The 24,634-nt window shown below is 60.4% G+C and carries 21 protein-coding genes and 5 pseudogenes; 14 read left to right on the plus strand and 12 right to left on the minus strand.

The window, feature by feature from the left end; genetic code table 11:
* The 5 genes from PMN64_RS16240 to PMN64_RS16260 form a co-directional block, all read left to right on the plus strand.
* The coding region (locus tag PMN64_RS16240; protein ID WP_411781377.1) for an Hsp20 family protein at positions 1–173 on the plus strand (173 nt) is incomplete at its 5' end.
* Positions 174–1,109: 936 nt separating this feature from the next.
* A complete protein-coding gene (locus tag PMN64_RS16245) occupies positions 1,110–1,319 on the plus strand; it encodes a hypothetical protein (RefSeq protein WP_283090045.1) in 210 nt (69 codons plus the stop codon).
* Positions 1,320–1,794: 475 nt separating this feature from the next.
* Positions 1,795–2,028, plus strand: coding sequence for a hypothetical protein (locus PMN64_RS16250; protein WP_411781380.1), 234 nt, complete (start codon positions 1,795–1,797; stop codon positions 2,026–2,028).
* A gap of 271 nt (positions 2,029–2,299) precedes the next feature.
* On the plus strand, positions 2,300–2,509 hold the full coding sequence (locus PMN64_RS16255; RefSeq protein WP_225646023.1) for a hypothetical protein: 210 nt from the start codon (positions 2,300–2,302) through the stop codon (positions 2,507–2,509).
* A gap of 138 nt (positions 2,510–2,647) precedes the next feature.
* Positions 2,648–3,673 carry a glycosyltransferase family 4 protein gene (locus PMN64_RS16260; protein WP_283090044.1) on the plus strand — a complete coding sequence of 342 codons (1,026 nt, stop codon included), beginning with the start codon at positions 2,648–2,650 and terminating at the stop codon, positions 3,671–3,673.
* Here the strand turns inward: PMN64_RS16260 and PMN64_RS16265 are convergent.
* The 3 genes from PMN64_RS16265 to PMN64_RS16275 all read right to left on the minus strand — a co-directional run bounded on the left by PMN64_RS16265 (position 3,649) and on the right by PMN64_RS16275 (position 7,153).
* Positions 3,649–5,871 (minus strand): exonuclease domain-containing protein, encoded by a 2,223-nt coding sequence (locus PMN64_RS16265; protein WP_411781350.1) that lies wholly within the window; start codon positions 5,869–5,871, stop codon positions 3,649–3,651. The genes PMN64_RS16260 and PMN64_RS16265 overlap by 25 nt on opposite strands.
* 231 nt (positions 5,872–6,102) lie before the next feature.
* Positions 6,103–6,609, minus strand: a complete 507-nt coding sequence (locus PMN64_RS16270) for a cell envelope biogenesis protein TolA (RefSeq protein ID WP_411781351.1) — start codon at positions 6,607–6,609, stop codon at positions 6,103–6,105.
* 331 nt (positions 6,610–6,940) lie between these two features.
* Positions 6,941–7,153 carry a hypothetical protein gene (locus PMN64_RS16275; protein ID WP_283090042.1) on the minus strand — a complete coding sequence of 71 codons (213 nt, stop codon included), beginning with the start codon at positions 7,151–7,153 and terminating at the stop codon, positions 6,941–6,943.
* Between the two features lie 50 nt (positions 7,154–7,203).
* On the opposite strand from PMN64_RS16275, the gene PMN64_RS16280 reads away from it, so the two are divergent.
* The 4 genes and pseudogenes from PMN64_RS16280 to PMN64_RS16295 all read left to right on the plus strand — a co-directional run bounded on the left by PMN64_RS16280 (position 7,204) and on the right by PMN64_RS16295 (position 9,369).
* Positions 7,204–7,659 (plus strand): hypothetical protein, encoded by a 456-nt coding sequence (locus PMN64_RS16280; RefSeq protein WP_411781352.1) that lies wholly within the window; start codon positions 7,204–7,206, stop codon positions 7,657–7,659.
* Positions 7,656–8,603: pseudogene (ligD, locus tag PMN64_RS16285) on the plus strand (non-homologous end-joining DNA ligase). The gene PMN64_RS16280 and the pseudogene ligD overlap by 4 nt, the downstream one beginning before the upstream one ends.
* A gap of 123 nt (positions 8,604–8,726) precedes the next feature.
* Positions 8,727–8,933 (plus strand): annotated as a pseudogene (locus tag PMN64_RS16290) (hypothetical protein); the annotation flags it as partial.
* Between the two features lie 121 nt (positions 8,934–9,054).
* Positions 9,055–9,369, plus strand: coding sequence for a hypothetical protein (locus PMN64_RS16295; RefSeq protein WP_283090039.1), 315 nt, complete (start codon positions 9,055–9,057; stop codon positions 9,367–9,369).
* Positions 9,370–9,382: 13 nt separating this feature from the next.
* Here PMN64_RS16295 and PMN64_RS16300 read toward each other — a convergent pair whose 3' ends face one another.
* From PMN64_RS16300 to PMN64_RS16320, 5 genes and pseudogenes are all read right to left on the minus strand, one after another.
* Positions 9,383–10,240, minus strand: a complete 858-nt coding sequence (locus PMN64_RS16300; RefSeq protein WP_411781353.1) for an SDR family oxidoreductase — start codon at positions 10,238–10,240, stop codon at positions 9,383–9,385.
* Between the two features lie 11 nt (positions 10,241–10,251).
* Positions 10,252–10,548 (minus strand): hypothetical protein, encoded by a 297-nt coding sequence (locus PMN64_RS16305; RefSeq protein ID WP_411781354.1) that lies wholly within the window; start codon positions 10,546–10,548, stop codon positions 10,252–10,254.
* A 96-nt stretch (positions 10,549–10,644) separates the two neighbouring features.
* A pseudogene (locus PMN64_RS16310) lies at positions 10,645–13,169 on the minus strand (excinuclease ABC subunit A).
* 529 nt (positions 13,170–13,698) lie between these two features.
* Positions 13,699–14,969 (minus strand): annotated as a pseudogene (locus tag PMN64_RS16315) (DUF892 family protein).
* Between the two features lie 167 nt (positions 14,970–15,136).
* A pseudogene (locus PMN64_RS16320) lies at positions 15,137–16,628 on the minus strand (FAD-dependent oxidoreductase); the annotation flags it as partial.
* A 161-nt stretch (positions 16,629–16,789) separates the two neighbouring features.
* On the opposite strand from PMN64_RS16320, the gene PMN64_RS16325 reads away from it, so the two are divergent.
* Both PMN64_RS16325 and PMN64_RS16330 read left to right on the plus strand, forming a co-directional pair.
* Positions 16,790–17,305 (plus strand): ferritin-like domain-containing protein, encoded by a 516-nt coding sequence (locus PMN64_RS16325; RefSeq protein ID WP_411781355.1) that lies wholly within the window; start codon positions 16,790–16,792, stop codon positions 17,303–17,305.
* A gap of 73 nt (positions 17,306–17,378) precedes the next feature.
* Complete coding sequence (locus tag PMN64_RS16330; protein ID WP_411781356.1) at positions 17,379–17,894, plus strand: inorganic diphosphatase; 516 nt, start codon at positions 17,379–17,381, stop codon at positions 17,892–17,894.
* Between the two features lie 27 nt (positions 17,895–17,921).
* Here PMN64_RS16330 and PMN64_RS16335 read toward each other — a convergent pair whose 3' ends face one another.
* The 3 genes from PMN64_RS16335 to PMN64_RS16345 form a co-directional block, all read right to left on the minus strand.
* Positions 17,922–18,983 carry a carbohydrate porin gene (locus PMN64_RS16335; RefSeq protein WP_411781357.1) on the minus strand — a complete coding sequence of 354 codons (1,062 nt, stop codon included), beginning with the start codon at positions 18,981–18,983 and terminating at the stop codon, positions 17,922–17,924.
* 14 nt (positions 18,984–18,997) lie between these two features.
* A complete protein-coding gene (locus PMN64_RS16340; RefSeq protein ID WP_411781358.1) occupies positions 18,998–19,321 on the minus strand; it encodes a hypothetical protein in 324 nt (107 codons plus the stop codon).
* A gap of 208 nt (positions 19,322–19,529) precedes the next feature.
* On the minus strand, positions 19,530–19,775 hold the full coding sequence (locus PMN64_RS16345) for an isochorismatase family protein (protein ID WP_283090030.1): 246 nt from the start codon (positions 19,773–19,775) through the stop codon (positions 19,530–19,532).
* A 594-nt stretch (positions 19,776–20,369) separates the two neighbouring features.
* Between PMN64_RS16345 and PMN64_RS16350 the strand changes: the two genes are divergently transcribed.
* The gene (locus PMN64_RS16350) at positions 20,370–20,816 is read left to right on the plus strand and encodes a CarD family transcriptional regulator (RefSeq protein WP_411781378.1); all 447 of its coding nucleotides are present in this window, start codon (positions 20,370–20,372) and stop codon (positions 20,814–20,816) included.
* 118 nt (positions 20,817–20,934) lie between these two features.
* On the opposite strand, the gene PMN64_RS16355 is transcribed toward PMN64_RS16350, so the two are convergent.
* The gene (locus PMN64_RS16355) at positions 20,935–21,117 is read right to left on the minus strand and encodes a hypothetical protein (RefSeq protein WP_411781359.1); all 183 of its coding nucleotides are present in this window, start codon (positions 21,115–21,117) and stop codon (positions 20,935–20,937) included.
* An 800-nt stretch (positions 21,118–21,917) separates the two neighbouring features.
* Between PMN64_RS16355 and PMN64_RS16360 the strand changes: the two genes are divergently transcribed.
* Positions 21,918–23,810 carry an ATP-binding protein gene (locus PMN64_RS16360; protein ID WP_411781360.1) on the plus strand — a complete coding sequence of 631 codons (1,893 nt, stop codon included), beginning with the start codon at positions 21,918–21,920 and terminating at the stop codon, positions 23,808–23,810.
* Entirely contained in the window at positions 23,800–24,414 is a 615-nt protein-coding gene (locus PMN64_RS16365) for a response regulator transcription factor (RefSeq protein ID WP_411781361.1), read from the plus strand. The genes PMN64_RS16360 and PMN64_RS16365 overlap by 11 nt, the downstream gene beginning before the upstream one ends.
* The last annotated feature ends 220 nt before the right edge of the window (positions 24,415–24,634 follow it).

The following is a 24,634-nucleotide window of genomic DNA, read 5'->3' on the forward strand; positions in this document are numbered from 1 at the left end:
GATTCCGACGGCAATTTAGCTTGGCCGACCATGTTCTGGTCAAGGATGCCGCGTTTGACAACGGTCTGCTCAAGATCGAGCTGGCGCGCGAAATTCCGGAAGCCATGAAGCCGCGGCGGATCGCAATCACGCAGCCGAGCCGGCCGCAACAGCTCGAGTCCGCTGCAGCCTGACAGCCGCGAGCCGCGTCCGGATCTGCCGCACGCGGCTTCAATCATTCAATTCTCGTCTTGGAACGGAGGCAAACATGCGGCCGACGACCGCGAACGTCATTTCCTTGAACACATCTGACCGCAAAGAGGCGCGGTTTAATCATCCCCGAGATGTCCTGGCGGATCTGTCCCTGACCACGGAAGAAAAACGCGCTCTCTTGGCGTCATGGGCGTCTGATGCTGCCGCGATTCCGTGCCGCCCAGACTTTCGGGCACCTCGGGATTTACGGTCACCGGTGAAGCTCGAGGCTATTCTCGACGCCCTATGCCGTCTCGACAGCGATCCTCATCATCCGCCGGGAGGTAGACCCCGTCGTCTTCGCTCAACCGCGCGTCCGCTCGCCGCTTAGGAGGGTGACATGAACGACATCAACCTTCCGAAACACATAGTGGACAGGATCGAAGCCCGCTGGTGCGCCCGGCAGGTCTCGACGCGAGATCGTCGACCGCCAGCTCGAACTGCTTCGGGCGCATCGCAACAACATCCAGCGGTATCGATGGCTACTCAGCACACAGCTGAGCGACCTCGAGCGCAACTTTATCGAACGACGTCTGTCCGAGGAATCGTCGGCGATGGAAAATCTGGCGGCTGACATTCCCCTTCTCGTTCATGAACAACCACTCGGCACGGCCAGTCGATCGGAAGGTGCCTCACCATGAGCACGACGAAATTTCTGATACGTGGAAGCCAAAAGGTTATTAGTCACTATCAGTTTTTGTTGGACACGGCCCAATCGGAACAGGAGCGGAACACGTTCGCGAAACGGATCGAGGAAGAGAAGCGGAACCTGGAACGGCTGCAGGCTGATCTCGCTCGGCCAGCCCAAGCGGCCTGATCAGTACCGTTCAAGGCAACGTGGACGGCAAGGCTTAGACGGCATGAGGACGCCAATATCGGTGAAGGACCTGGAGCTGATCGCGCTGCGCGAGATTCGCAGTTTTCCCGGCGGTGAATATGTGTGCCATGTGGAAGTTATTCCATCGAGCGCGGATTGGAGGCTTCATGCGACGGTCAGGGACGGCGCCGATCTCAACCGAATCCAGCACGCCGCGGGAGCCACGACGTTTAGATTGAAGCAACGGTATCAACTAAGAACCGATTGGTGACGACTTCAACTGTGAGGGGCGACAAAGGCCGCCTCAATTCACTCTGAAGAAGTGGCCCCAGCATCCGGATCATGCTGGGGCCAAGCCAAATCGCCGAGCCGCGTGCCGTATCGGTCTTGCCCTTGGCCAGCACCGGCACCGTCGAATGGGCGCCGCGCATGGACCCAACACGCCGCTTCCCGGATTGGTCCGGGCGCTTGGGGATGCCCGCCCCTGCGGTCACGTGAGTAATAGAACATCGTGCTTGTTTCCACTACGGCGGGCGCCGTCGGCGGCGCTGCGACGGGCGGGGTCATCGGCGCGCTAACCCAGGCGGGCGTGCCCGAAGATGAAGCCTCGCGATACGACGAAGGCGTTCGTCGCGGCGGCACGCTCGTCTCCGCGCGCGTCAACGAGCAGGATCGCTTGCGAACCGAGGCTGCGCGCCGCCCTTTTGGGATCGGCTGCGACCGCAGCTCCCCTCAGCCCCTCCAGAGTGAGCTCGCCCGAACTCTCCGGCATTCGCCAGGTCCGGCTCGTCTGCAACGAGTACGGTCGCTGCTTCCGCAGCCATGGTCCCCGCTACGTCCAGCGCTATTACGGCGATGACGGCTATGTGGCGCGCCGGAGCTACGGTTCCTACGGCGGCCCCGCCTACTATGATCGCGGCTATGGTTATTACGACAGCGGCCCCGGCGTCGGCTTCAGCTTTGGCACCCGCGGCCGGTAGCCGCTACACAGGGGCCGCTCCTTCGGAGCGGCCCCTCCTTTGCAGTAGCGGTGTGGCGGTCCGACCTCGACAAGAGATGACGTCTTGAGGAAGCAGCGCGAATTCTTCGTCGGCGTGAATCCTAACCACAGGGTCGGCATCCTGGGGAGCACTCGAGGTCTGCGCCACAGAGCGTCCGACTAAGTTACTAGGCGCGAGTGTCAGGAAAAACTGGAAACATCGGCCCGAGCGCGAGTTGGCTTCACAGTATTTTTCTTGCTGGAGCCGATACATGGTCGACGACGTGCCGCTCAGAAGCGTGGTGGATACGGTTTGGTGCCTCTATCGGGCAAAACATCGCGATGTCGACATTGCGGACAGCCGTCGTTGTCTGCTGGAGCGTCACCTTCAAGGGAGATGGGAAGCGAACGTGAGCGAAGCCGATGAACTCACTGGATTCGGCCTGGCTTATCTCGACCGTCTTCCCAAGGACGAATGTTGAGGCTGATGGAGGAGTTCGTCAGGTACGCGGTGATCGGCAGCGCAAGACCGGAGTGGACGCTGCTGGTCATTGCTGAACTCGCTTCAGCGGCCATCGTCTTACTCCTCGGAGCGATGCTTCCTATCTAACGGATCCATGATGCGCATCGCTCAACTTGCTCCCCTCGCTGAAAGTGTGCCCCCGAAGCTCTACGGAGGCACCGAGCGCGTGGTGGCGTGGTTGGTTGACGAACTGGTCGGGCTCGGACACGACGTCACGCTGTTTGCAAGTGGAGATTCCAGGACGAAGGGCAAGTTGCATCCCGTATGGCCGCGCGCCCTGCGCCTAGGACGTAAGGGCGTCGATCCCAGTGCAGCCTGTGCCATGCTCCTGGAATCCGTTGCGCGACGCGCGAAGGACTTTGATGTGATCCACGCTCACATCGATTGGCTGCCGCTTCCGCTGCTTGGCCGGCTCTCCGTGCCCTTCCTGACCACAATGCATGGCAGGTTGGACCTCCCGGGCCTTCCTGACGTTGTGCGCCAATTTCCGGACGCGGGGTTCGTCTCGATCTCTGAACATCAGCGGCTGCCGCTTCCAGGGGCGAACTGGATCGCGACAATTCAGCACGGGCTGCCATCGCATCTCTTCAACCCGTCGAATGAGCAGGGATCCTATCTCGCGTTTCTCGGCCGCTTCACCGCGGAGAAAGGTCCCGAAGATGCAATCCGAATCGCACAGGCGGCTGGAAAGCCGCTGCGAATCGCGGCCAAGATTCCTCGCGGTGAGACCCGATACTTCAAGAAAACCATTGAGCCGCTGATCGATGGCCGAGCGGTTCACCTGGTGGGGGAAGTCGATGAGGCAAAAAAGCAACCTTTTCTGGCCAACGCGGCGGCCCTCCTGTTTCCGATTGATTGGCCCGAGCCGTTTGGTCTCGTCATGATCGAGGCCATGGCTTGCGGAACGCCCGTGATCGCCTACCGATCCGGCTCCGTGCCGGAAGTTGTAGAGGACGGTGTAACGGGCTTCATCGTCGAGAATGTAGACCAGGCGACAAGAGCGGTGGCCGAGCTCGGTCGGTTGGATCGGAAGAGGATACGCGCCCGGTTCGAGGCGCGCTTCTCCGCGAGCCGGATGGCGAGAGAGTACGAGCAAGCCTACCGCGGCCTAATCGCCACCTGAAGGGCCCCCCTTTCACCTGCCCTGAGTGCGGTTAAGCGGCCACTTCCACCGACGGCGCCGGGGGTCTCCGCGGCGCGCTTGCGATTTATCAGGTTCAGTAGCCTGGCAGCGGCGCGGGCGTCGCACAGCGCGCGATGGTGATCCTCGAGCTCGATGCCGTAGATCGCGCAGAGCTTGCCGAGAGCATAAGATTTGTGTCCAGGATATCTGCGACGCATGCCAGCGCAAGTACAAAGCTTCGGAAAGCGGAAGCGCCGCTCCAGCCGTTCGTATTCGTACGATAGAAAACCATAATCAAAGTTCACGTTGTGGGCGACGAAGATGCCGTCGCCCATGAACGTCATGAAGCTGTCCGCGATGTCGGAGAACAAGGGCGCGTCTCGAACCATCTCGTTCGTGATGCCGGTCAGTTGCACAATCCTAGCCGGGATCGACCGCTGCGGGTTCACCAGTGAATGCCACTCGTCGACGACTTCATGATTCTGGACCTTCACTGCGCCTATTTCGGTGATGCGGTCGCCCGATGACCACGCGCCGGTAGTCTCGATGTCGACGATGACATAGTCCTGCTCCGGATCGAACCGGTAGTCCACGCGGCCGATTTCGGTCGGGATCCCGGCATGTGCGAGCTGGCGAAGACGCGTGAGCTGGTTGCGCCGTATGGCGTCGCCTTCGGCCTTTACCTCCACGAACGTGACCTTGCCGTCGCGGACGTGCATCAGGTCGGGAAACCCGTCCCGCATGCCACGAAAGTCGTCACACATCGTTCGGAGGATTTCGGCAAGGCCGGACGCGCTTGTGCCCTCGAACAAGACCCGCAGCGCCGCCATCTGGACGTGGTCCCAGGAGAAGATGCCATTGAGACGCCCCCATCTGGCGGCAACGGTGCGGAGAACGATCGGCAACCCACCGCCGGATCCGAGCGCCATGAGCTTAGCATCGATCTGCGTGGCAAACCGCTTGCGGAACGTGCGATCGCGCAGGCAGTGCGGGATCCAGTCGAACCCACTGGTCATCTGGCCGGACTCGAAAAGCTCGTCCCAAAAAAGAAGTCCAAACAGCGAAAGCCAGAGCGTGTTCTCGGCAAAGAACACTTGTCCGCCCTGACGCCGCAGCACTCCGGCCACGCCCGCCTCGGGATTTCCGCGATGCGTGTCGTCAACCGTGATCGTGCGTCCCGCCCGCAGAAGGTCGGTGCACAACCCGGTCCGTCGTCCCCCGAACTTGCGGGCGTAGAAGTCGCCGGCGAACAGATGCTCGTCGTCGCTCTCCGGATCGTCGATCATCTGCCGCAGCAGATCCTCCGTCGCAGACTTGTCGCCCCGCGCATGCAGGAGCCGGACGAGGCGCTCTCGGCATTCGGCGGAGCCGCCAAAGCGGTAGAGTCGCTCTGCGAGATCCTTGTCGCCCTGCCTTTCAAAGAACTGCCCAACCTGGCAGGCCGCACGGCCCGCAAGGTCCGTGGCATATTCGGTCGTCCGTTCCGGTCCCTCTAGGATGTCTACAGCAGCCTTCTCGCATATCTCGGCGGAGCGGATTTCGATGCGGTCCAGCACCTGACTGTAGTGGAAGCACGCATGCGCCTCTTTGGCATCGGCGAAGCGTGCGCTGAACGAAGTTTCCCGATTAGTCCGCAGCACACCGAGGTCGCGAAGCGCGAAGTTCTTCAGATTCTCGGCGGTCTTCCCAAAATACAAGTAAAGCAGGAACTCGATCGGCCGGGTATCGGCCAGCGCGACGAAGCTCTCGCCGCCGCAATGCTCGACCGCTACGGCAAAGGGAATCCGAGCGACGAAGAAGTCGACGAAGACCTGCTTCGACCATGACGCCCGGACCTCGGACCCGAAGCCGGCAGCGCGGGCCCCGTCAAGAAGCGCAACCTTCGTGAGGCACGCGACGAAAGCCGAATAGTCCTGGCTTGCCAGCGCGCGGACGTGGCCGCAGTCCATGAGCGCGTCGGTCGCGGCCTGGATGTCGGAGATCTCGGCGTATCTGAACAGCGCGCGATTAAAGATCGCGCCGCGTCGGTTGACCATACGGATCAGAAGGCATTGCGCGTCGTGCGATAGGCCATGGAAGCACGCGACGAATGCGCGATGCTCCTCAGTCAAGATTTCGCCGTAAGTCCTCTCTGCAAACTGCAGCATCTCGACGAAATGATCGCGATAGTAATACGTCGGTAGGACGGGAAGCGTCATCCGGGGACCTAATCTTCTGGCTCCGCATCGTCGCTATCGCGTGCAGGCACCGTTCCTTTTTTGTTCTAGCGCGCGAATTTGTCAAGCGGCCCGCGGTCTGGAAGCGTTCAACGGGTTCCACCAACGCGTGCACGCTTGAGGGCGGCCTCCAAGCGCGAGCTCTCCTTTTCCAGCGCTCGTCGTCGACCCGAAGCTTATTTTCCAGCACGTCGATCTGAGCGCGGATCTGGGCTACGCGCCCTCGTGTCGTTCGCGCGCTACATCCAACGTCAGCTGCGCTTTCTCCATCGCCAGTTGCCTGCGCTTGCGCAGTCGGTCGCGCGCGGCCTGCTCCTTTGCTCGCTGGCGATCTCGGTGCCGCTCCCCAAGCTCATAGGCCGCTGCAACCTTGCGTTCCGCCGCCGGATCGGACTGTCGCTTGGGTCGAGTAGCTTGGGGCCGCTTGCCGGCCTTCGCCTTCGCGGTCTTTTTGGACGCATTTTCCACTTCCATCTCGGTCGGGAGATCCGCACGCTCCCTGAAGGCGCCGCGCGATCCGACCGGGCGCTTCAGGACGACGCCCGGCGCAGCCATCATCGCCGCGACGATGTCCGGATCGTCCGTCTCTTTGGCCGCTCCCTGATGGAAGAGGTTGCTGTCGGCTCCCCAAGCCACCAAGGCGGCTTTCATCGACCGTGCAGCGATCGCCTGGTCGAAGAATCCCAGCGAGGTCACGAAGGTTTTCAGCTTTCTGGCCATCTGCTTCAGCGTATCATGTCTGAGGCGCCGGACGGAAAATCCACTCACGCCACATCGCCAGAAGCGCCGCCATGATAACCGGCCCGACAAATTGTCCGATCAGGCCAAACGCGGCTAGGCCGCCGAAGATTCCGATAAAGGCCAGCAGGAACGGGAGCCTTGCAGCGCCGCCGACGCCGACGGCGCTGCCATGACCCGGCGCGAAACACGACCCTGGCGCTCTTGCGCGCGCCCGGGGCGAGCGGCAGCGGCTTCCGTGTCTCAGCGCGAGCGGTCACAGCTTTGGATTTCTTCGCGCCTGCTTTCGTAGCATCTACCATGGGCGGCGCATCTAACGCGGACCTTTAGCGTGGCGCGGCGGACGGTCGGCAGAAGAAACGGGCGATGACACCGAGCGCTTGCGCCGGCGAATGCGGACCACGAGGACTTCGCCGGCAATGGACACGGGCCTACCGCCGCGCTTGCTGCGCCAAGCAGCCGCGTCGGCCTCCAGGCTGGGGGATCCGGCGGCCTCCCCGCCGCGGTCTTCGATGGTGGCGCGCATCTCGTCTCCCTTCCCCATTGCCCGCCGCATAAAACCGGCAGAAGTGCCCTATGTTCCAGCGTCCGGAACGTCCGGACGTCGTCGCAGTTAGCTCGGCAAGGAGACGTCCGCGCATGAGCCTGAGACGGTTGATCGAAGGTCTTGGACCCTACCCTTCGCTGCTGCTCTTGGCGCTTCCGATCGCGACGGTCGAGCCGCTGAAGCTTGCTGCCGTGGCGCTGGCGGGCAAGGGTCACTGGATCACCGGCACGGCGATGATTGCAGCCTGCTACGCCTTCAGCCTCCTGATCGTCGAGAGGCTGTTTGTCATCGTGAAGCCGAAGCTCTTGAGCATTTCCTGGTTCGCAAGGCTGTGGGAAGGATTCATTTCCGTCCGGGTCCGGGCCCGCTTGTGGCGGGTCCTCAAGCATTGTATCGGACTTCGCCCTGACCGAGGTTCTTCCGCGCCCTCCCCACGGCCTTGGCACACCGAGCCGTTCTCCGACCGACGGTATCCCCGGAGATGAGCCGCAAGTCGACACTGCCAAAGCGCCTACAGCCGATGCTGGCCAGTTTGACCGAGGCGCCCTTTGACGATCCCGGCTGGGTGTTCGAGGACAAGTATGACGGCTTCCGGATGGTCTCGGATATCCGCCGCGGCAAGGTCGCGCTTTACAGCCGCAACGGCAAGATCATCAGCCACTCCTACATCGAGGTCGCGAAAGCGCTCGAAGGCGTGAGGCGCGACGCGGTCATCGATGGAGAACTCGTCGCCATCGGCCACGACGGCGTCTCGCATTTCCAACTGCTGCAGAATGCGCTGCGCCACGAAGCCAAGCTGTTGTACTGCGCATTCGACCTTATGTTCGCGGACGGCGAAGACCTGCGCGAACTGCCATTGATCGAACGCAAGAAGCGGCTCAAGACCATCCTGCCACGCCACAAGCTGATCGCGTTCAGCAAACACCGGAAAGGCAGCGGAAAGAAGTTTTTCGCCGAAGCCGAGCGCTGACACCTCGAAGGCATCATGGCCAAGCGCGCCGACAGCCCTTATGTGTCCGGCAGCCGTACGGCAGACTGGCTGAAGGTAAAGACTGCGCAGCGGCAGGAGGTCGTGATCGCGGGCTTTACGGCGCCGCGCCGCACGCGGCCGTACTTCGGCGCGCTCGTTCTTGCGGTGCAGGAGGACGGAGCGTGGAGGTACATCGGACACGTCGGCACCGGCTTCAACCACCAGATGCTCGAGGAGCTCCATGGCAAGCTCGTGAAGCTGAAAGCCGCCAAATCGCCCTTTCCCGCCAAGGTGAAGAACGAGGCCGTCACGACTTGGGTCCGGCCGTCCTTGGTCGCCGAGGTGAAGTTCGCGGAGTGGACGAGCAAAGGCGAGCTCCGCCAGCCGGTCTATCTCGGGCTTCGCGCCGAGAAGATGGCGAACGACGTCGTGCGCGAACGGCCGCGGGCAAGAAGATAGCTGCCGAAGGCCGCCGCGGTCCGCAGCGCGGAACCAAATGCGAATCCAACCTTCTCCTATCGAGGACTTTGATCGTTGCGCTATCCGGCAAGGACGCGAAGAACGTTGCGGAAGGCAAGGACCGTGAGATTCTGGACCGGACGGCCTTCGTCGCCGCCGCTATCGCGGAGGACGGCCTACGCTACGCTAGCGACGCGACGCCGGGCTACCGCCGCAAGCGCACCGACACGTCGTTCTCCTACTACGACAAGGACGGCATGCGCGTCACTGACAAGGCTGTTCCGCCGCATCAAGTCCATCGGCATCCCTCCAGCGTACGAATTCGTCTGGATCCGTTCCACTTCCAACGGCCACATACAGGCGACCGGTCTCCACGCGCGCCAAACGCAAGCGATACCGGTGCCATCCGAAATGGCGCGAGCTCCGCGAGCAGAGCCCAGACGAGCATGTTATGCAGTTTGCGAACACCCCGCGGGCCTTGCGCGCTCGCGTTGCGTCGGACATGAAACTGGACGGCCTCCCCCGCCAGAAGGTATTGGCGACAATCGTGAGCCTGCTCGAGAAGACGCGCATTTGTGTCGGCAACGCAGAATACGCGGAGAAGAACAAGTCCTGCGAGCTGACGACGATGCGGCGGAGGCACGTGAGGATCGGGCGAGGCGTACTAGGCTTCGACTTCATCGGCAAGTCCAGCAAAGCAATGGACGCTGCAGATAGAAGACAGGCGCACCTCGGCCATCGTGAAGCGCTGCGCCGGGATGCTTGATGCCGGCCATATCTCAGATGAAGGGCTTGCCCCCGGTCACCGCGACGGTCGTGCCCGACGTATAGCTGGACAGAGGATCGGCGAGCATCACGTAGGCTGTGGCGAGCTCCGCCGGCTGGCCAGCCCGCTTCAGCGGCACCTGCTTGCCAAAGTTCTTTACGGCGTCCTCTGGCATCGTAGAGGGAATGAGCGGGGTCCAAATCGGACCGGGCGCCACGGCATTCACCCGAATGCCCCTGTCCGCCAACATCTGGGCGAGGCCGCCGGTAAAGTTCTGGATCGCGCCCTTCGTCGTCGCGTAGGCAAGCAGGATCGGGTTCGGCATGTCGGAATTCACCGATGCCGTATTGATGATTGCGGCTCCGGGCTTCATGTGTGGGACCGCGGCCTTGGCGAGGTAAAACATCGCATGGATGTTCACCTCGAAGGTCATGCGCCATTCATCGTCGCTGATCTCGCCGATGTCAGCGAAGGTCGCCTGATGCGCGGCGTTGTTGACGAGAATGTCGACGCCGCCAAGTTCCCGAACGGCGCGGCTGACGACGGCGCGGCAATGATCGGCCGAGCGGAGGTCGCCCTCGACACGGATGGCTCTGCGCCCTTCCTTCTCGATCAGCGCCACAACCTCCTTCGCGTCGTCGCTCTCGTCGAGGTAGGCGATCAGGATATCTGCGCCCTCGCGGGCGAACGCGATGGCGACCGCGCGCCCGATGCCACTGTCGCCGCCGGTAATGATGGCACGCCTACCTTGAAGCCGTCCCGCGCCCTTGTAGCTGGTCTCACCGTGATCCGGACGCGGATCCATCTTCTTGGTCGAGCCCGGCATGGGCTGTCGCTGGCTTGGGAATGGCGGCTTGGGATAATCGGGCATAGTCCTCGCCTTCACTTCGTCTGGACGGCCTTAGCGCCTGCGGATGTCAGCGCGTCCGCGACGCGCTTCGGATCGTCGCCATGGAAGTTCGACGGACACTTCGATCGGGCCTTCGAGCTTCCCGCCCTGCTCCGCCTCGGCGCTGTCTTCACGACAACACCGGCCGGTCGATCGCCTGACGTGTTGTCGGCGCCCGCCGGCTGTCCGAACACGTAGGTCCTCTGGACGCCGCATTCCTGCACCACGTGCTCAACCGCGAGCTCCGCCGCGCGGCGGGTATCGAATTCGGCGATCGGAGTGCGTTCCATGCGTGTCTTTTTCCGGCGTACTGGCAAACAACCAATCGGGCGCACCGCTGTTCCTACGGAGCTAGGCCCCCGTCGCAGTGAAGTTCCGCCAATAAGTCAGAGGGCCCGCTTCAAATATTCTGCTGTCCGGCTCCCGGAGGCAGCAACTCGATCCGGCGGTCCGCACGCCACGATGCGGCCTCCTCTGTTTCCGGCGCCAGGGCCGACGTCTACGATCCAGTCGCTCTCCGCTGCAACCGACATATCATGCTCGATCAGAACGACGGTGTTTCCCGCCTCGACGAGGCCTTGCAGCTGACTACCGAGCTTTGCGACGTCGGAGGGATGCGGTCCAGTTGTCGGCTCGTCGAGCACGTATAATGTACCGCCCCGATGAGCGCGTTGGAGCTCCGTGGCAAGTTTGACGCGTTGCGCCTCTCCTCCTGAAAGTTCGGTGGCCGACTGACCGAGCCTAATGTAACCAAGCCCAACCCCGCGCAGAACGCCCAGAGAGCGAGAAAGAACGTCATCGTCTCCAAAGAACTCAAAAGCCGCGTCGACGGTCATCGCCAGCACGTCGGCGATCGACTTGTGCCGTATCTTGATCTCGAGCGTCTTCGCGTTATAGCGAGCGCCCCTGCAGGTCGGACACGGAGCATAGACGCTCGGAAGGAACAGCAGCTCCACGCACACGTAGCCTTCGCCTTCGCAGGTTTCGCAACGGCCCTTGGCCACGTTGAAGGAAAATCTGCCCGCGTCGTAGCGCCTGGCACGCGCCTGCTTCGTCCCGGCGAAAAGCTTTCGCACGTGATCGAGCAAGCCGGTGTAGGTCGCCAAATTGGACCTCGGGGTCCGCCCGATCGGCTTCTGATCGACCACGACGAGCCGCTTGACGTGGTCCAACCCTTCCGTGATCTCCCCACTCAGCGTTCTCACCGTCTCCTGCAATTCAACTTCTTCCGGATCGGTCTCGCGGCGCTGACCCAGCGTCTCCGCGATCGCCTCGACGAGAGACTGGCTGATGAGAGTGGACTTGCCCGAGCCCGAGACGCCAGTCACGCAGGTAAGGACGCCGAGAGGAAGATCGGCATTGAGACAGTTCAGGTTATTCCGCGTCACGTTCCGCAGCTTCAGCCAGCCGCTCGGCCGACGGACTTTGCGTTGCGGTTTTGCGGCGTCTTCGAACAGATAGCGGCGTGTTTGGGAAGCCTCCACTTCTGCCAAACCGGCAAGGCACCCGCTGTAGAGGATTCGACCGCCCCGGTCTCCCGCAGCGGGTCCGACGTCGACGATCCAGTCGGCCTCGCGCACCACGTCCAATTCGTGCTCAACGACAAAAAGCGAGTTTCCCGATGCCTTCAGGCGTCCGAGCGCCCGCAGGAGCGCTTCGGTGTCCGCCGGATGCAAGCCCGCAGAGGGTTCGTCCAGCACGTAGACGACCCCGAACAGGTTCGATCGGACTTGCGTCGCGAGCCGCAAGCGCTGCAGTTCGCCCGGCGATAACGTCGGCGTGTTGCGCTCCAAGGTCAGATAGCCGAGGCCGAGATCAAGCAGAACTTCGAGACGCTCGACGAGATCCTCGACGATTCTCTGAACGACAAGCACCTTTTCTGAATGACCGTCGGTTTCGTCCCGTTTGCTTCCGTCGATGTATGGTTTGATGAGCTCGTCGAGCTTTCCCAACGGCAGGCGAGACATCTCGGCGATGTCCATTCCCGCGAATTGACCGAAAGTGCTTCCGGCTTTAGCCGCTTCCCGTCGCAGACCGGGCAATCGTCGCTCGACAGAAACTCCGCTACACGCCGCTTCATCATTGCGCTCTGCGTAGTGGCATATGTCTGGAGTACGTATCGGCGAGCGCCGGTGAAGGTGCCCATATAGCTTGGCTCCTCCTTGCGCTTCAGGGCTTTTCGCGTCTCGGCTGTGGTGTACCCCGCATACACAGGTACGGTCGGCTGCTCGTCCGTAAAGAGAATCCAGTCACGATCCTTCTTCGTAAGCTCGCGCCATGGCCTGTCGACGTCGTACCCCAAGGTGACAAGAATGTCCCGAAGGTTCTGGCCCTGCCAGGCGGAAGGCCAGGCCGCGATGGCGCGCTCGCGGATCGTCAGAGTGTCGTCGGGTACCAGACTTCGTTCGACGACCTGATGAACTCGCCCGATGCCGTGGCAGTTCGGACAGGCGCCTTCCGGCGTGTTAGGCGAGAAGGACTCCGCGTAAAGCAAGGGCTGCCCGCGCGGGTATCTTCCCGCCCGCGAATACAGCATGCGCAAGAGGTTGGACAGGGTAGTGACGCTTCCGACCGACGACCTGGTCGTCGGCGAACCGCGCTGCTGCTGAAGGGCTACCGCCGGCGGCAATCCCTCGATTGTGTCGACGTCGGGCACCTGCATCTGATGGAATAGGCGACGTGCGTAAGGTGAGACGGATTCGAGGTAACGGCGTTGAGCCTCTGCGTATAGCGTCCCGAACGCTAGAGAGGACTTGCCGGATCCCGACACCCCCGTGAAGACCACGAGCTTATTGCGCGGGATGTCGAGCGAAACGTTCCGGAGGTTATGCTCCCGCGCTCCGCGGACACGGACGAAAGCGTCGGCCGTCCCGGAAGTCAGTTCTTCACTTGTTTCGGCTTTCCCGTCCATAGGGAGGTAAAAGCCCGGCCGCATCGCGTGGTTCCCGAGGGACACCAACTGCACTGCACCTCTCCCTCAGCGTCATACCCACGTGACGGCGATGCCAACAGGAGAATTTACAAACCGAATGGCTCTCATTGTCCTTCCGGTCGGGGAACATCCCGGACCATTGCGGCCGGCCGGGTCGCCAGGGTGCGTCAAGGAACCATGAAGGAATACGCTTGTAGCGTCTGATAGTCCGGCAAAGTCGTCGACACGGAAAATGCGCGACGCGGCATGCACTCCGAGACCTCGCACGTTTGCATCTGAAACTACTAAAACCAGCTCGAAGCCGACGATGCGCGCTACTCGCGGGAAGGCCGATAAAGAAGGTGGCCAGTGATATTTTGCCATGGTCGCCTTCAACGAAATACAATCCTGTTCGTCATGGACAGGAAAGATTGACGACATCTCAGCGCCTCCAACTGAACAGAAAGCGCTGGCGACTGACGCTAGCAGCGCTTGCGGCAGTTAACGCAGCAGTGCCGCCTTTGGTCTACTATTCGGTCTGTTCAACCACGGCCGGCATCTTCGCGACTGACATCAACGATCGGGCGACCTGGTTGAGCAACTGGTCAGCGTTTTCCTCTTCCGCGAGTGATTTCGACAACAGGCTAACAATGGCGCTATGGCGAAGCTGCTGAGCAAGGTTGCGCGCGGTCGTGTAGCCAGCAATCTCGTAATGCTCGACGCGCTGGGCCGCGCCGATCAGAGCAAGGTCAGCCGCGGCATCTTCCTTTTTCTCACCCTCGTCCATGATTTCTTGACCTTCTTCGACAAGGCCTGTCATTCCCTTGCAAGGTTTGGCGCGGCCGGGCTTGCCGAGCAACTCAAAGCATTCGTTTATCCGCTCGATCTGCGTTTCGGTCTCGCCGAGATGCTGTTCGAACAGCTCGCGCAATTGATCGAAACGCGCCGCTTCCGCCATCTTGGGAAGCGCCTTCGTCAATTGCTTCTCGGCGTGCAAGATATCGCGGAGTTCGTCGACCAGCAGATCGCCAAGGCCGGCCTCGTCAACCGGCGATGAGCTTTCGGTGACGATAGCTGACGCGGGCCCGGGTTCGCCGGCCTGGATGGCTGGCGATTCCGTGAAAACCCATTCCCCGCCCTCGTTCCAGGCCCCGCGCGTATCGATCTCGCCGTGATCGCCCGTGCCCGTGGAGTCGTTGAAGAACTGATCGACAAGGCCGGGCGTAGGCGCGAGACGGCCGATGCTGAAGGCCGGCTTGCTCATGCTTTCGAGCGCGAGCGAAAAAGCCTTCAGTGGGTGATTTCGCGTGTCATCAGGAATTGCAGCGCATCCTTGGTGCCGGCGTCGTCGCAGAAGTTGATGAGACGTTCGTAAACGATCTTGGCCCGCGCCTCGGCGGCGATATTGCTGCGCAGATCAACGTCAAGTTCGCCGGTGATCTTCAGATAATCGGCGGTCCAGGCGTTACCTTGCGAGTTGAAGAGGTTCACCCCACCCCCACCCGCGATCGCGATCAGCGGATCGGCCTCCGCCGCCTGGCGGTCGAATTTTGCTGGCTTGAGATGCATGCGCGCCAGTGTACCGACGACCTCCAGATGGCTCAGCTCCTCGGTGCCGATATCCATCAGAAGGTCCTTGCGATCGGGGTCTTCGCAATTGAGGCCCTGTATCGAATATTGCATGGCGGCCGCGAGCTCGCCGTTGGCGCCACCAAATTGTTCAAGAAGCATATTGCCAAAGCGGGGGTCCGGCTCATCGACACGGACCGTGAACATAAGCTTCTTGACATGGTGATACATCGGAGGCCTCGGGCTGCAGGAAGATCTAATCCCGAACGGACAGGCGCTGTGGTTGTTCCTATCGCTGTCCAGTGACGAAAGTCCCACACCAAGAGACGTTGCAAAAGCATATCCTCTCGCTGCAGACCGGCCTCACGCCCTCGCTCGGCAGATTCTTTAGGCCTCCACGGGTCCAAGGCGGACACGGCCGGCGCATTGATGGGCTGCCCGTTTGGCGCAAAGATCGAGCCATGGCACGGGCAGTCCCAGCAACTCTCAAAACTGTTCCAGTGCAGATGACAGCCAATATGGGTGCAACTGGCCGAGTGAAGATGCAGCTCGCCACCCATGTCCTTGTAAGCAGCAATCTTTTCGAGACCTTGACGCAGGATGGCACCCTCGCCCCGCCCAAGCTCTTCGAGCGAAGCGATTTCGCCGGGCGCCACATACTCGGCGAGGTTCTGCAGAATCGTCATATTCTCGCGCAAGAAATTCCTGGCCGCCGTGAGCGATTTGCGATCCGGCGTATAGACCGGCTTCCACGGATGATCTTCGCCCATAATGAGGGACGCGTTTAGCATCGCACCCATCCCTCCATGGGTCAGACCCTGGCCTGAATCGCCCATCGCGAGGTAGATGCGCCCGCTACCGGGCTCGCAGCCGATAAAGCCGGCATAATCGATCGTATCGAGAACTTGGCCCGACCAACGATGGGTGATACGGCCAAGGGCCGGGATCAATTCGCGTGCCCAGCTTTCCAGCCGTGCAAAGCGCTGCTCGGCGTCATTGGCCTCGCCGCTCTTATGGTCTTCGCCGCCGACAAGAACACAGTCATGATCGCCGGCGCCCGTTTGCAGCCGCACATAATGGTAAGGATCTTCCGTATCCCAATAAAGCGCGTCGGCAAGTTCACCCCGCGCGACGGCAAAAGCGAGCACGTAGGTATGGTAAGGAGCGACTTTGGTATGGAGTTGAAAGCGATCGGCGATAGATGCGTTGGTCGCGATCACGGCGTGTCCGGCAGTGACCTGTCCTTGGGCGGTTCGCAGCGTAATGCCGCCGTCCCGCTCCGCGACGTCTTCGACTGGACTATTGGCAAAGAAGCGCACGCCGCCGGCCTCGCAAACGGCGGCAAGACCCGCGAGATATTTGAGAGGATGGAATCTAGCCTGGCGCGGATACCGGAGCACAGGCCGGTGCTTGCAGCCCTTGAGCGGGACGCCAACCAGCCGATGGACGGGCGCGCCAACCTCGCGCACCGCGTCCAGTTCCTCATCGAAGATGTCGGCCGGCATGCCGTTGCCCTGGAACAGATAGCCGTCCAGGCGACGAAAGTCGTAAGCGATCTTCTCTCTTCTGGATCTCCTCGATGCGGTCGACGGCGGCGGCCTGACTTTCGTAGAAAAGCTTCGCGTTCTCAGCACCGCGCAGTTTTCTGAACTCGCTCATCAGATCGTCGCAAAGCGGCGCTAAGTGCACCGACGTGCGCGCTGTCATACCACTTGCGATACCTTTACGGTCAATGACAATGACAGATTGACCGCGCTTCATCAGTTCATAGGCCGTCGAGACCCCGGCAATACCGGAGCCGACGACGGCCACATCGCACTGCACCTCGCCCTTGAGCGTGGGCGCCCCGGGCCGGACCTCGGTCTCCATCCAGAGCGAGCTACTGACCATCCTGGACTCCATGCAAAGAGACAAAATACCGCCTACTTACGCGGGTTCCTGCAAGCGTGGGTAGCCCTTCGCCGCAGTGATCGCGCGGCCGGAAGCAGCGACCGCCAGGAACAAAGCTCTGCCGCCGCCGTTCCATCGCATTGAATTCGAGGAGGGACGCCATGGGAATATTCACGAAAGACATCAAGACGATGGATGACCTGCTGCTGCATAGTTTGCAGGACATTTATTACGCGGAGCAGCAGATCACCAAGGCCTTGCCGAAAATGATCGACAAAGCGACCAACCGTGATCTGGCAACAGGACTCAAGAACCATCTCGAGGAGACCAATAAGCAAATCGAGCGTCTCGAGAAGGTCTTCGAGAAACTCGGCCAATCGCCAAGCGGCACGCAATGTCCGGCTATCGACGGTATCATCAAGGAAGCCGATGAGACCGCCGGCGAGATCGAGGACAAGACGGTGCTCGATGCGGCGATCGTCGCCAACGCTCAGGCCGTCGAACATTACGAGATCTGCCGCTACGGCACGCTGATCGCTTGGGCGGAACAGCTCGGCCGCGACGATATCGTGCGTTTTCTGACGACGAACCTCAACGAGGAGAAAGTGGCTAACACCAAGCTCAACACAGTTGCGCTGCGCAAGGGCGTCAACAAAAAGGCCTCGACCGTCGCCTGATCCGGCGGGCCTGACGGATCAATTTTCTGTCGGACCGCTTGCTCCTTTCGAGGCCCAATCGATCGACGGCACCATGACCAATCTAACCAAACTGCCGAGCTGGGCCGACGACGGCAATATCTTTGCCGTGGTCGAGACGCCGCGCGGCAGTACCTGCAAGCTCGATTTCGACCCCAAGCTTGGCGTTTTTTCCCTGGCAAAGCCGCTGATGGCGGGTCTGACCTATCCTTACGATTGGGGTTTTATTCCCTCGACCAAAGCTGAGGATGGAGACCCCCTGGATGTGCTGATCCTGCATGATGCGCAGACTTATCCGGGGATCGTGCTGCGCTGCCGTCCCATCGGCATTCTCGAAGTCGAGCAGAAGAGAAAGCGCAAGACCGAGCGAAACGACCGCATTTTTGCAGTACCTGACCGGTCGCCGCTCGAGACGGATCTCAAGGACATCCGTAATCTCCCTTCCCGTGCGCGCGATGATCTTGAGCAGTTTTTTCGGGCGACGAACGCGCTGGAGAACAAGGACCTGAAATTTCTCGGCTGGCACGGGCCGAACCGGGCGACCAAAACCATCAAACGGCTCGCCCGTTAACCCACGGCCCTTACAGAGGGGGGCGGACTAGAACTTCAGGGTCGTTCGCAAGCCAAGCACCGTTGCATTGTGAAGAACCTTGCCGGGCATCGCGCTGGAAGGGCTGGTGGCACCTCCGCCAGGGTGGATGATGTATTGAAGACTGGGCTGCAACGTCCAGCCGTCCTTGATCTGATATTGATACGCGGCTGTAAAAAGCCCCTCGAAACTCCGCACCGGCCAGACAGGATCGACCAATGTGCGGTAATCCACATCGAGCGCCTGTGCGCGTTTCGACACATGCGCATAGCCGGCCGCGATCCCGAACTTGTCGTCGGGACGGTGATCGTCGAGCCCGATGAATTCGATGCCGGCGTCGGCGTAGCGATCGATCAGATTACGGTCTGCTGGTGCACCCGAGACGCGCGCAAAAATGCCGATGCCGCGATCATCGCTTTTCGGTACACGATAGATCTTCTGCTCAAACACCATCCAGCCGCCGATATCGCCGGACAGGAGAAAGGGTTCGCCGGTGCTGGTTGGGGAGGCAAGCGAGACACCATTGGATGCCAATCTCTGATCGGCGAAAGACCCAAAATGTCGCCAGCCGCCGAATTTGATTTGGCCGGCAAGATTTGGATCGCCCTTTTTGTTGTTCCACGCATACTGGATCTGACCGAGCAGGAGGGGTGGATCGTTGACGCGAAAGTTGAGGCCATATCGGTTGCGCTCTTGCGGATCACCGGGGCCAGGTCCAGCCTGGTCGCCATCGAAGATGCCGCCGAGAACAGACAACTGGTCGGTGAAGTTGACGAGAAGACGGGCTCCCATCGCGGCCAATGGCGGCGATGGACCGCCGCTCGGCAGATCCAGCGAGGTGATCGCTGGCCAACCCATCGAGGCGTTTGTCAACACGTCGGTGTATTTCGTGTTGAAGAACTCGCTGTCGGCCGCGAGTTGTCCGACTTTTAGCGAGACTTTCTTGTTGTCCCACCGCTTTTCGAAATAGGCCTCATAGAGACGGGTGGATGGCAACGCCTCGATGCCGCTGACCACGAAATAATTCTGCAAACTGCCGCGCGACAGGCCGCCGCCATGGATCTGGAACATGTTGGCATGGAATGTTAGTTGGTCGAGACCGGCGAGCTTTTGCAGTCCAGATCAACGGCAAGGTTCAGGCGCCCTTCATAGACAGACCCCTGTTTCAATCCGCCGGATGGATTGCCCAACGTTTCGCCGATATAGGTGGCTGCAAACTTGACGCCGTACTTTTGCAAAGGATTAGGGAGAAGACCAAGCGTCTTTTCCTCCACGGTGCTTTCGCCCGTGTCGGGGTCGGACGGCTTATCCTCGTCGGTCTTCTTGTCCTCCTGGGCGGCCGCTGTCCCCGCCGCAAGCAACGTGGCGGCGAGAAGTAGTTCTCCAAGGCGCCTCCTGGTACGTCTCACAGTTTCGATCCTGAGCGGCGGGATGCAAGCGTATCGAGCCATGTGGTCGCTTTGAATTCAAGTCCACTGAGCTGCGGAGCGATATTGCCGTGAATCACCTAACCTAGGTTAACGACGAAACGAAAAGTTCCCGTCGGAATCGGGTGGGCGGTCATCGACCGACCAACGCAACGGAGCCACCTCGATCTTCAAGCTGAGGCGTCCTGGTCTAGAGATTGAGCAGCGCGGCACGGCTTTCATCGGAGCAGCTGCAGAGCCATTCCAGCATCACGCGATAGCCACGATCAACCGTAGCCAACGCGGTTGCCAACGCAAAGACGTCCGTCTCACCGCCGGCAACGATCAGCGTGTCTACCTGACGCTCATTCAGGAAGGAATGCAGCCTCCCATTCCCGCGCGCCAGATCGAAAAGCGAGCCCGGGTCACCCGCCATCGTGACAAAGACATCACACAAACGAGACGTCCAACCTCAGCCACATCCTCGCGTAAAGACCGTTGCGGTACAGCAGACAATTCCTGACAGCGCACGCGCGCGCATGCCGGTGCATTGGCCTCATATGTTCGCAATTTATTCCCGACGATCTTCGATTCGTGTGGCAGTGAAAGTTCACTGTGTCTCCCATTCGCACGCCAGGTTTGTCAGACACTTGCCTGCAAGCATGGCAACTGCTGGATTCGTAGGCTGTGAACACGTTGCCAAGAAGCCACGTCATCGAACGGAATGGACATTGGCGGCGTCATTATCGTGGCGGCGCTCGCGCTCCCAGCTTATTGGTGAGGAATAATTGGGGCGACTATCTTTGAGCCCCGCCAGTTTGTTTCTAATAAGTTCATTGATCAGCGCCAGAACTGGCGGCAAGCCAATTCGAGATGTTATTGGAGCTAGTTACGAAATGAATTTTGACAATCGATCCAGGACTAACCATTCAGTCCCACGCATTCAGCTACGACTTCTGCCGATCCAGCGAATGAAGGCCAGTGCAGTGAAACGCGCTTTGGATTCAAAGCAACTGACTCGATCGTTTACCCTGCACACGGTGTCGGACAAATCGTTGCGCTCGAAGAGCAGACGGTGGCCGGCGTTCGTCTCGAGTTCTTTGTCATCTACTTCGCAAAGAGCAAGATGACGCTACGCGTTCCAACGAGCAAAGCGACAAACACCGGTATGCGTCACCTATCCGATCCGGGCTCCATCCAGCACATACGACGAATCCTGGGTCAACCACCTCATAAGGGACGGGGCAATTGGCCTCGACTTGCTCAACAGTACGAAATCAAGATCAATTCGGGTGATATTGTCGCCATTGCTGAAGTGATGCGCGACCTCCACCGACGCGCTAACAGCCCAGACCAGAGCTACGCCGAACGGCGACTCTACACGGCGGCGGTTGATCGCTTGTCCGAAGAAGTTGCTCTTGTAAGCGGCATGACCGAAGAAGAAGCCGGGAAAGAGCTGGAAAGCCTGATGACAGCCGAGGCCAGGCGCAGCGCCTAGTCGGGGCCTTCGGACAGTCGCGGCTTTGCTTCCATCGAAAACGGCCGCGCGCGGTCAGGCGCGAGGCCAAAATTTCCGCAATGTGCCGGGCCACTTTCGCGTGGCCCCGGCGCGAATCTCATTCGGCCGCTTGCGAGAAGATGCCTCCACCCTGGGAATCGCTGGATGCATCGACCAGACCTTGCGGCTTAACCGTCCTCAGCAAGGAACGCAGCCAGTCGGTCGCGGCTAGCGACTGCTTGGCAGCTTCTGCCATGTCGACCTTCTTCCTGTCCGCCAAGCTGGCCGCTTCCTCGCTCACGCCTTCGCAGACTGCCTCCAGAATACGCGCCTTGGTGACGCGTCGGCCGCCAGTAGCCCATCATATCGACGGACACGGCCTCCGCGAGCCGATCCGGGGTAGCAAGTGCCAGAGCGAGCCGAGCGGAGGGGATCGCCCCCGGCGTGATACCAAATTCGAGCCGCCCGAACGAACCAAGGGATGAAGCGTCGCGGCGGGTTCGAGTCAGTGGAGCGTTACCGCCTTTCCCCACACCCGGAAAACCTGCGGTACCTTCTGCAATCAAATCGGCCGCTATGCCACGCGGGCCAAGTTAAGCTGACGCCGCGCGTGTGTGCCCTCGACAGTCAACATACCAGTGAGGAACCCTGCCACAATCAAACTGACCCACTGCCGCCGCCTGACATCGTCATGGGCCGCAGGAAGAAGAGCCGTTCCCTCGAGAGGAACTTAGATACGGCATGAGGTCTATTGAGGCGTTGTTGAAATCGATCCGGTGAGCCGGAACGGTCGCGCTCCCGTCATTAACGCGAGCAGGAAGCCGTCCAAAGAGTATTCGCGGCTGGAACGTCACTAAGCGTTGGCTGCCGACGCTGCCCCTGATCGACATTCGCGGCAACAACTTAGCACGCTTGCAGATAGCTATCGCGTGCTCGCCGAAAGCGCTCGCCTTCTAGAGCAATCTGGCAAGGTCGTGAACCGGATGGTCGAGCGGAAGGAGTAACGCCGCGCCCTGGCCGCCCTTTAACCTAGCTAAATGCAAGATTGGTCAGGGGGCCTACCGTAGACCATCGCCAAAGGCCTGACGGGTCACCGTCGGAATGACCAAGCCACCACTGATTATTCTCGACGTATCGAACCCCGCTGCGTTTTCGGGAACAGACAGCATCATCATTCTGGAATACACAGACGAGGATACCGCCATGAGGGCTGCCCGGAAGTTGCCGGCCTCGCAAAATAGGTATCAAATTCATCCGGGTCGCTGCGAGGCCAGCGCAATGCCGTGGACCGATCCCCTTGCAGATCCTGATGAGTTGCGGCGTTGTATGCGCGACGTTGTCGCCCTTTCGATGCTTCCGAAGGCGTGGCGAAACTATGATTTGCGGCGGATGTGCGACAGCATCGCCGGCGCGCTATTCACGATGCTCCGCGCTGACTTTGTCCTCATTATCCCGCAGAATCATGACACTCACCTCACGGAGCTGCTCCGCTGTGATCCTGACTTGGATCCTGCAAGTGTGGATCATGTACGGGCCGTGCTGAAGCGCGAAAGAGCGACATTTGGCGACGGTCAGGGGTTTATCGTCGCCAACGGATCCAGCGGCCGCAACCTGCAGGTCGCAACCGCACCAATCGGGCTAAGCGAGTATGCTGTGCTTGCTGCCGGCTCCTTTCGCGCCGCGTTTCCAACCAAAGCGGAACGATTGCTGCTCACTATCGGGGCTAATCAGGCGGCGATCGCGTTCCAGCACTGGTTGGGCGATGCCGACAAGAGACGATTCACCATGTTGGCGCAGCGATCGACTGACTTTATAGGCATTGCCTCATTGAGCGGTCATATTCAATACGTCAACCCGGCTGGCCTACAATCGGTGGGTCTTGCCACGCCCGACGATGCATTGCGACTTCGCGTACTCGACTTCGTATCACGCGAAAACCGGCAGGTCGTCCGGAAAACGATTTGGCCCTTGGTGCTGCGTACAGGTCAATGGAAAGGAGAACTCGATCTTGTGCACTTCGGGTCCGGACTTCCGATTCCTTTCCTTGTGGATTGCTTCAGGATCGACGATCCGCGAACCGGGCAACCGATGAACGTCGCAACCGTTAGCCGCGATCTAAGCTTGGAGACTCATGCCGAGGCAGAATCGCGCCACCTCAACGAAACTCTCGAACGACGCGTGGAGCAGCGAACAATCGAACTGGCCGCGGCACACAAAAAGCTCATGGCGGAACAATTCGAACGTGAGCAATCCGATCTCCGCTTCCGGAAATTGCGCGACGAAATGTTTCGTATGGCGCGCTTCACGGCAGCTGGCCACATGGCTGCGTCGATTGCCCACGAAATCTCACAGCCGCTCACGGCAATCATCAACTCGATGAATGCGACAAAACGGCTTCTGAATCGCACGGACCGCGCCAGCCTCGCGATAGCGCAGGGCGTTGCGAGCGAAGCAGCTGCCGAGGCGCTCCGAGCAAGCGAAATCCTCCGGCGGCACCGCCAGTTCGTCAGACCAGAGGAGAAGGAACGACGAATCGAAGCATTGTCTTTGATGATTGAGGAAGCCAGCGAGCTCGCGTTGGGCAGTGCTGCTCCGCCCGGGGCAAATCTCAAGTTTGAACTAGACGCTAGAGCCACGCACGCATTTGTAAGTCGGGTCCAAATCCAACAGGTCCTGGTAAATCTCATTCGCAATGCGCTTGAAGCGATGGCAGATCAGGAACAGCGCGAAATTACTCTGGCGACAAGAGTAGTAGACGATAGGATGGTCGAGGTCACAGTCGCTGACATCGGCCCTGGAATCAGCGAGGATATAGCCTGCCGGCTCTTCGAGCCGTTCGTTTCAAGCAAGCACAATGGGATGGGACTTGGCCTGCCAATTTCACGCTGGATTATCGAGACGCATGGCGGACAGTTGACGGCAGAGTCAAAGGCGGGCGGCGGCACCAGCTTCCGCTTCACCATTCCGTCCGAAGGTCTAGGCGATGCCAATTGAGCGAACCGTCTACGTTCTCGACGACGACGAAGCCGTGCGTCGTTCGCTGGAACGTCTATTGAGTTCCGCCAATTTCGAGCCGGTTACCTTCGAAAGAGCGGATCAGTTCTTGGCAGCCGCCATGGGGTTCAAACCGGCATGCGTGCTGCTTGACGTGCGTCTGCCAGACACGAACGGGCTGGAAGTCCAGGCACAATTGACCCGGATGCGGAGCGACCTGTCGGTCATTATCGTCACCGCCCAGGGCGACATCCAAACGGCAGTCCGGGCGATGAGGGCGGGTGCCAGCGATTTCCTAGAAAAGCCGTACAGCGATCATGCGTTGCTTGGGGCAATCGAGGCGACATTCACTAAGGAGTCCCAGATCACGGGCGATCTTGAGGGCGCCGACGCAGTCCGGCGGGTGGCAAGCCTCAGCCCACGCGAGCGGGACGTTCTTGACGGGCTGATGGCCGGTCGTCCCAACAAGTTGATTGCATACGAGCTCGGCCTCAGCGTGCGTACCGTTGAGGTACATCGCGCGCGCATGATGGATCGGCTTGAAGTACGCCAGCTCTCAGAAGCCATCCGGCTCGGCGTCGTGGCGAGGCTTAGGCCTGGCTGATCCGCAGTAACTCTGTCCAATGGCATTGTTCGACAGGAGGAAGCCGCGCCTCTTTGCTTCGTGCCGGAAATCATCGCTGTGCTAAGATCTTAGCCTCGCTAGCACGAACGTCTCGCTAAGTCGTAATGGCTTGCGGGATCTTGCCGATCTCAGCCGTCGTCAAACGTCTTGTAACAGGCCGTTGATGTAGCAGGCAGGCTAAACAGATGGGTGATGCATC

This window comes from Bradyrhizobium sp. UFLA01-814 (assembly GCF_046718885.1).
Lineage (GTDB): Bacteria > Pseudomonadota > Alphaproteobacteria > Rhizobiales > Xanthobacteraceae > Bradyrhizobium > Bradyrhizobium elkanii.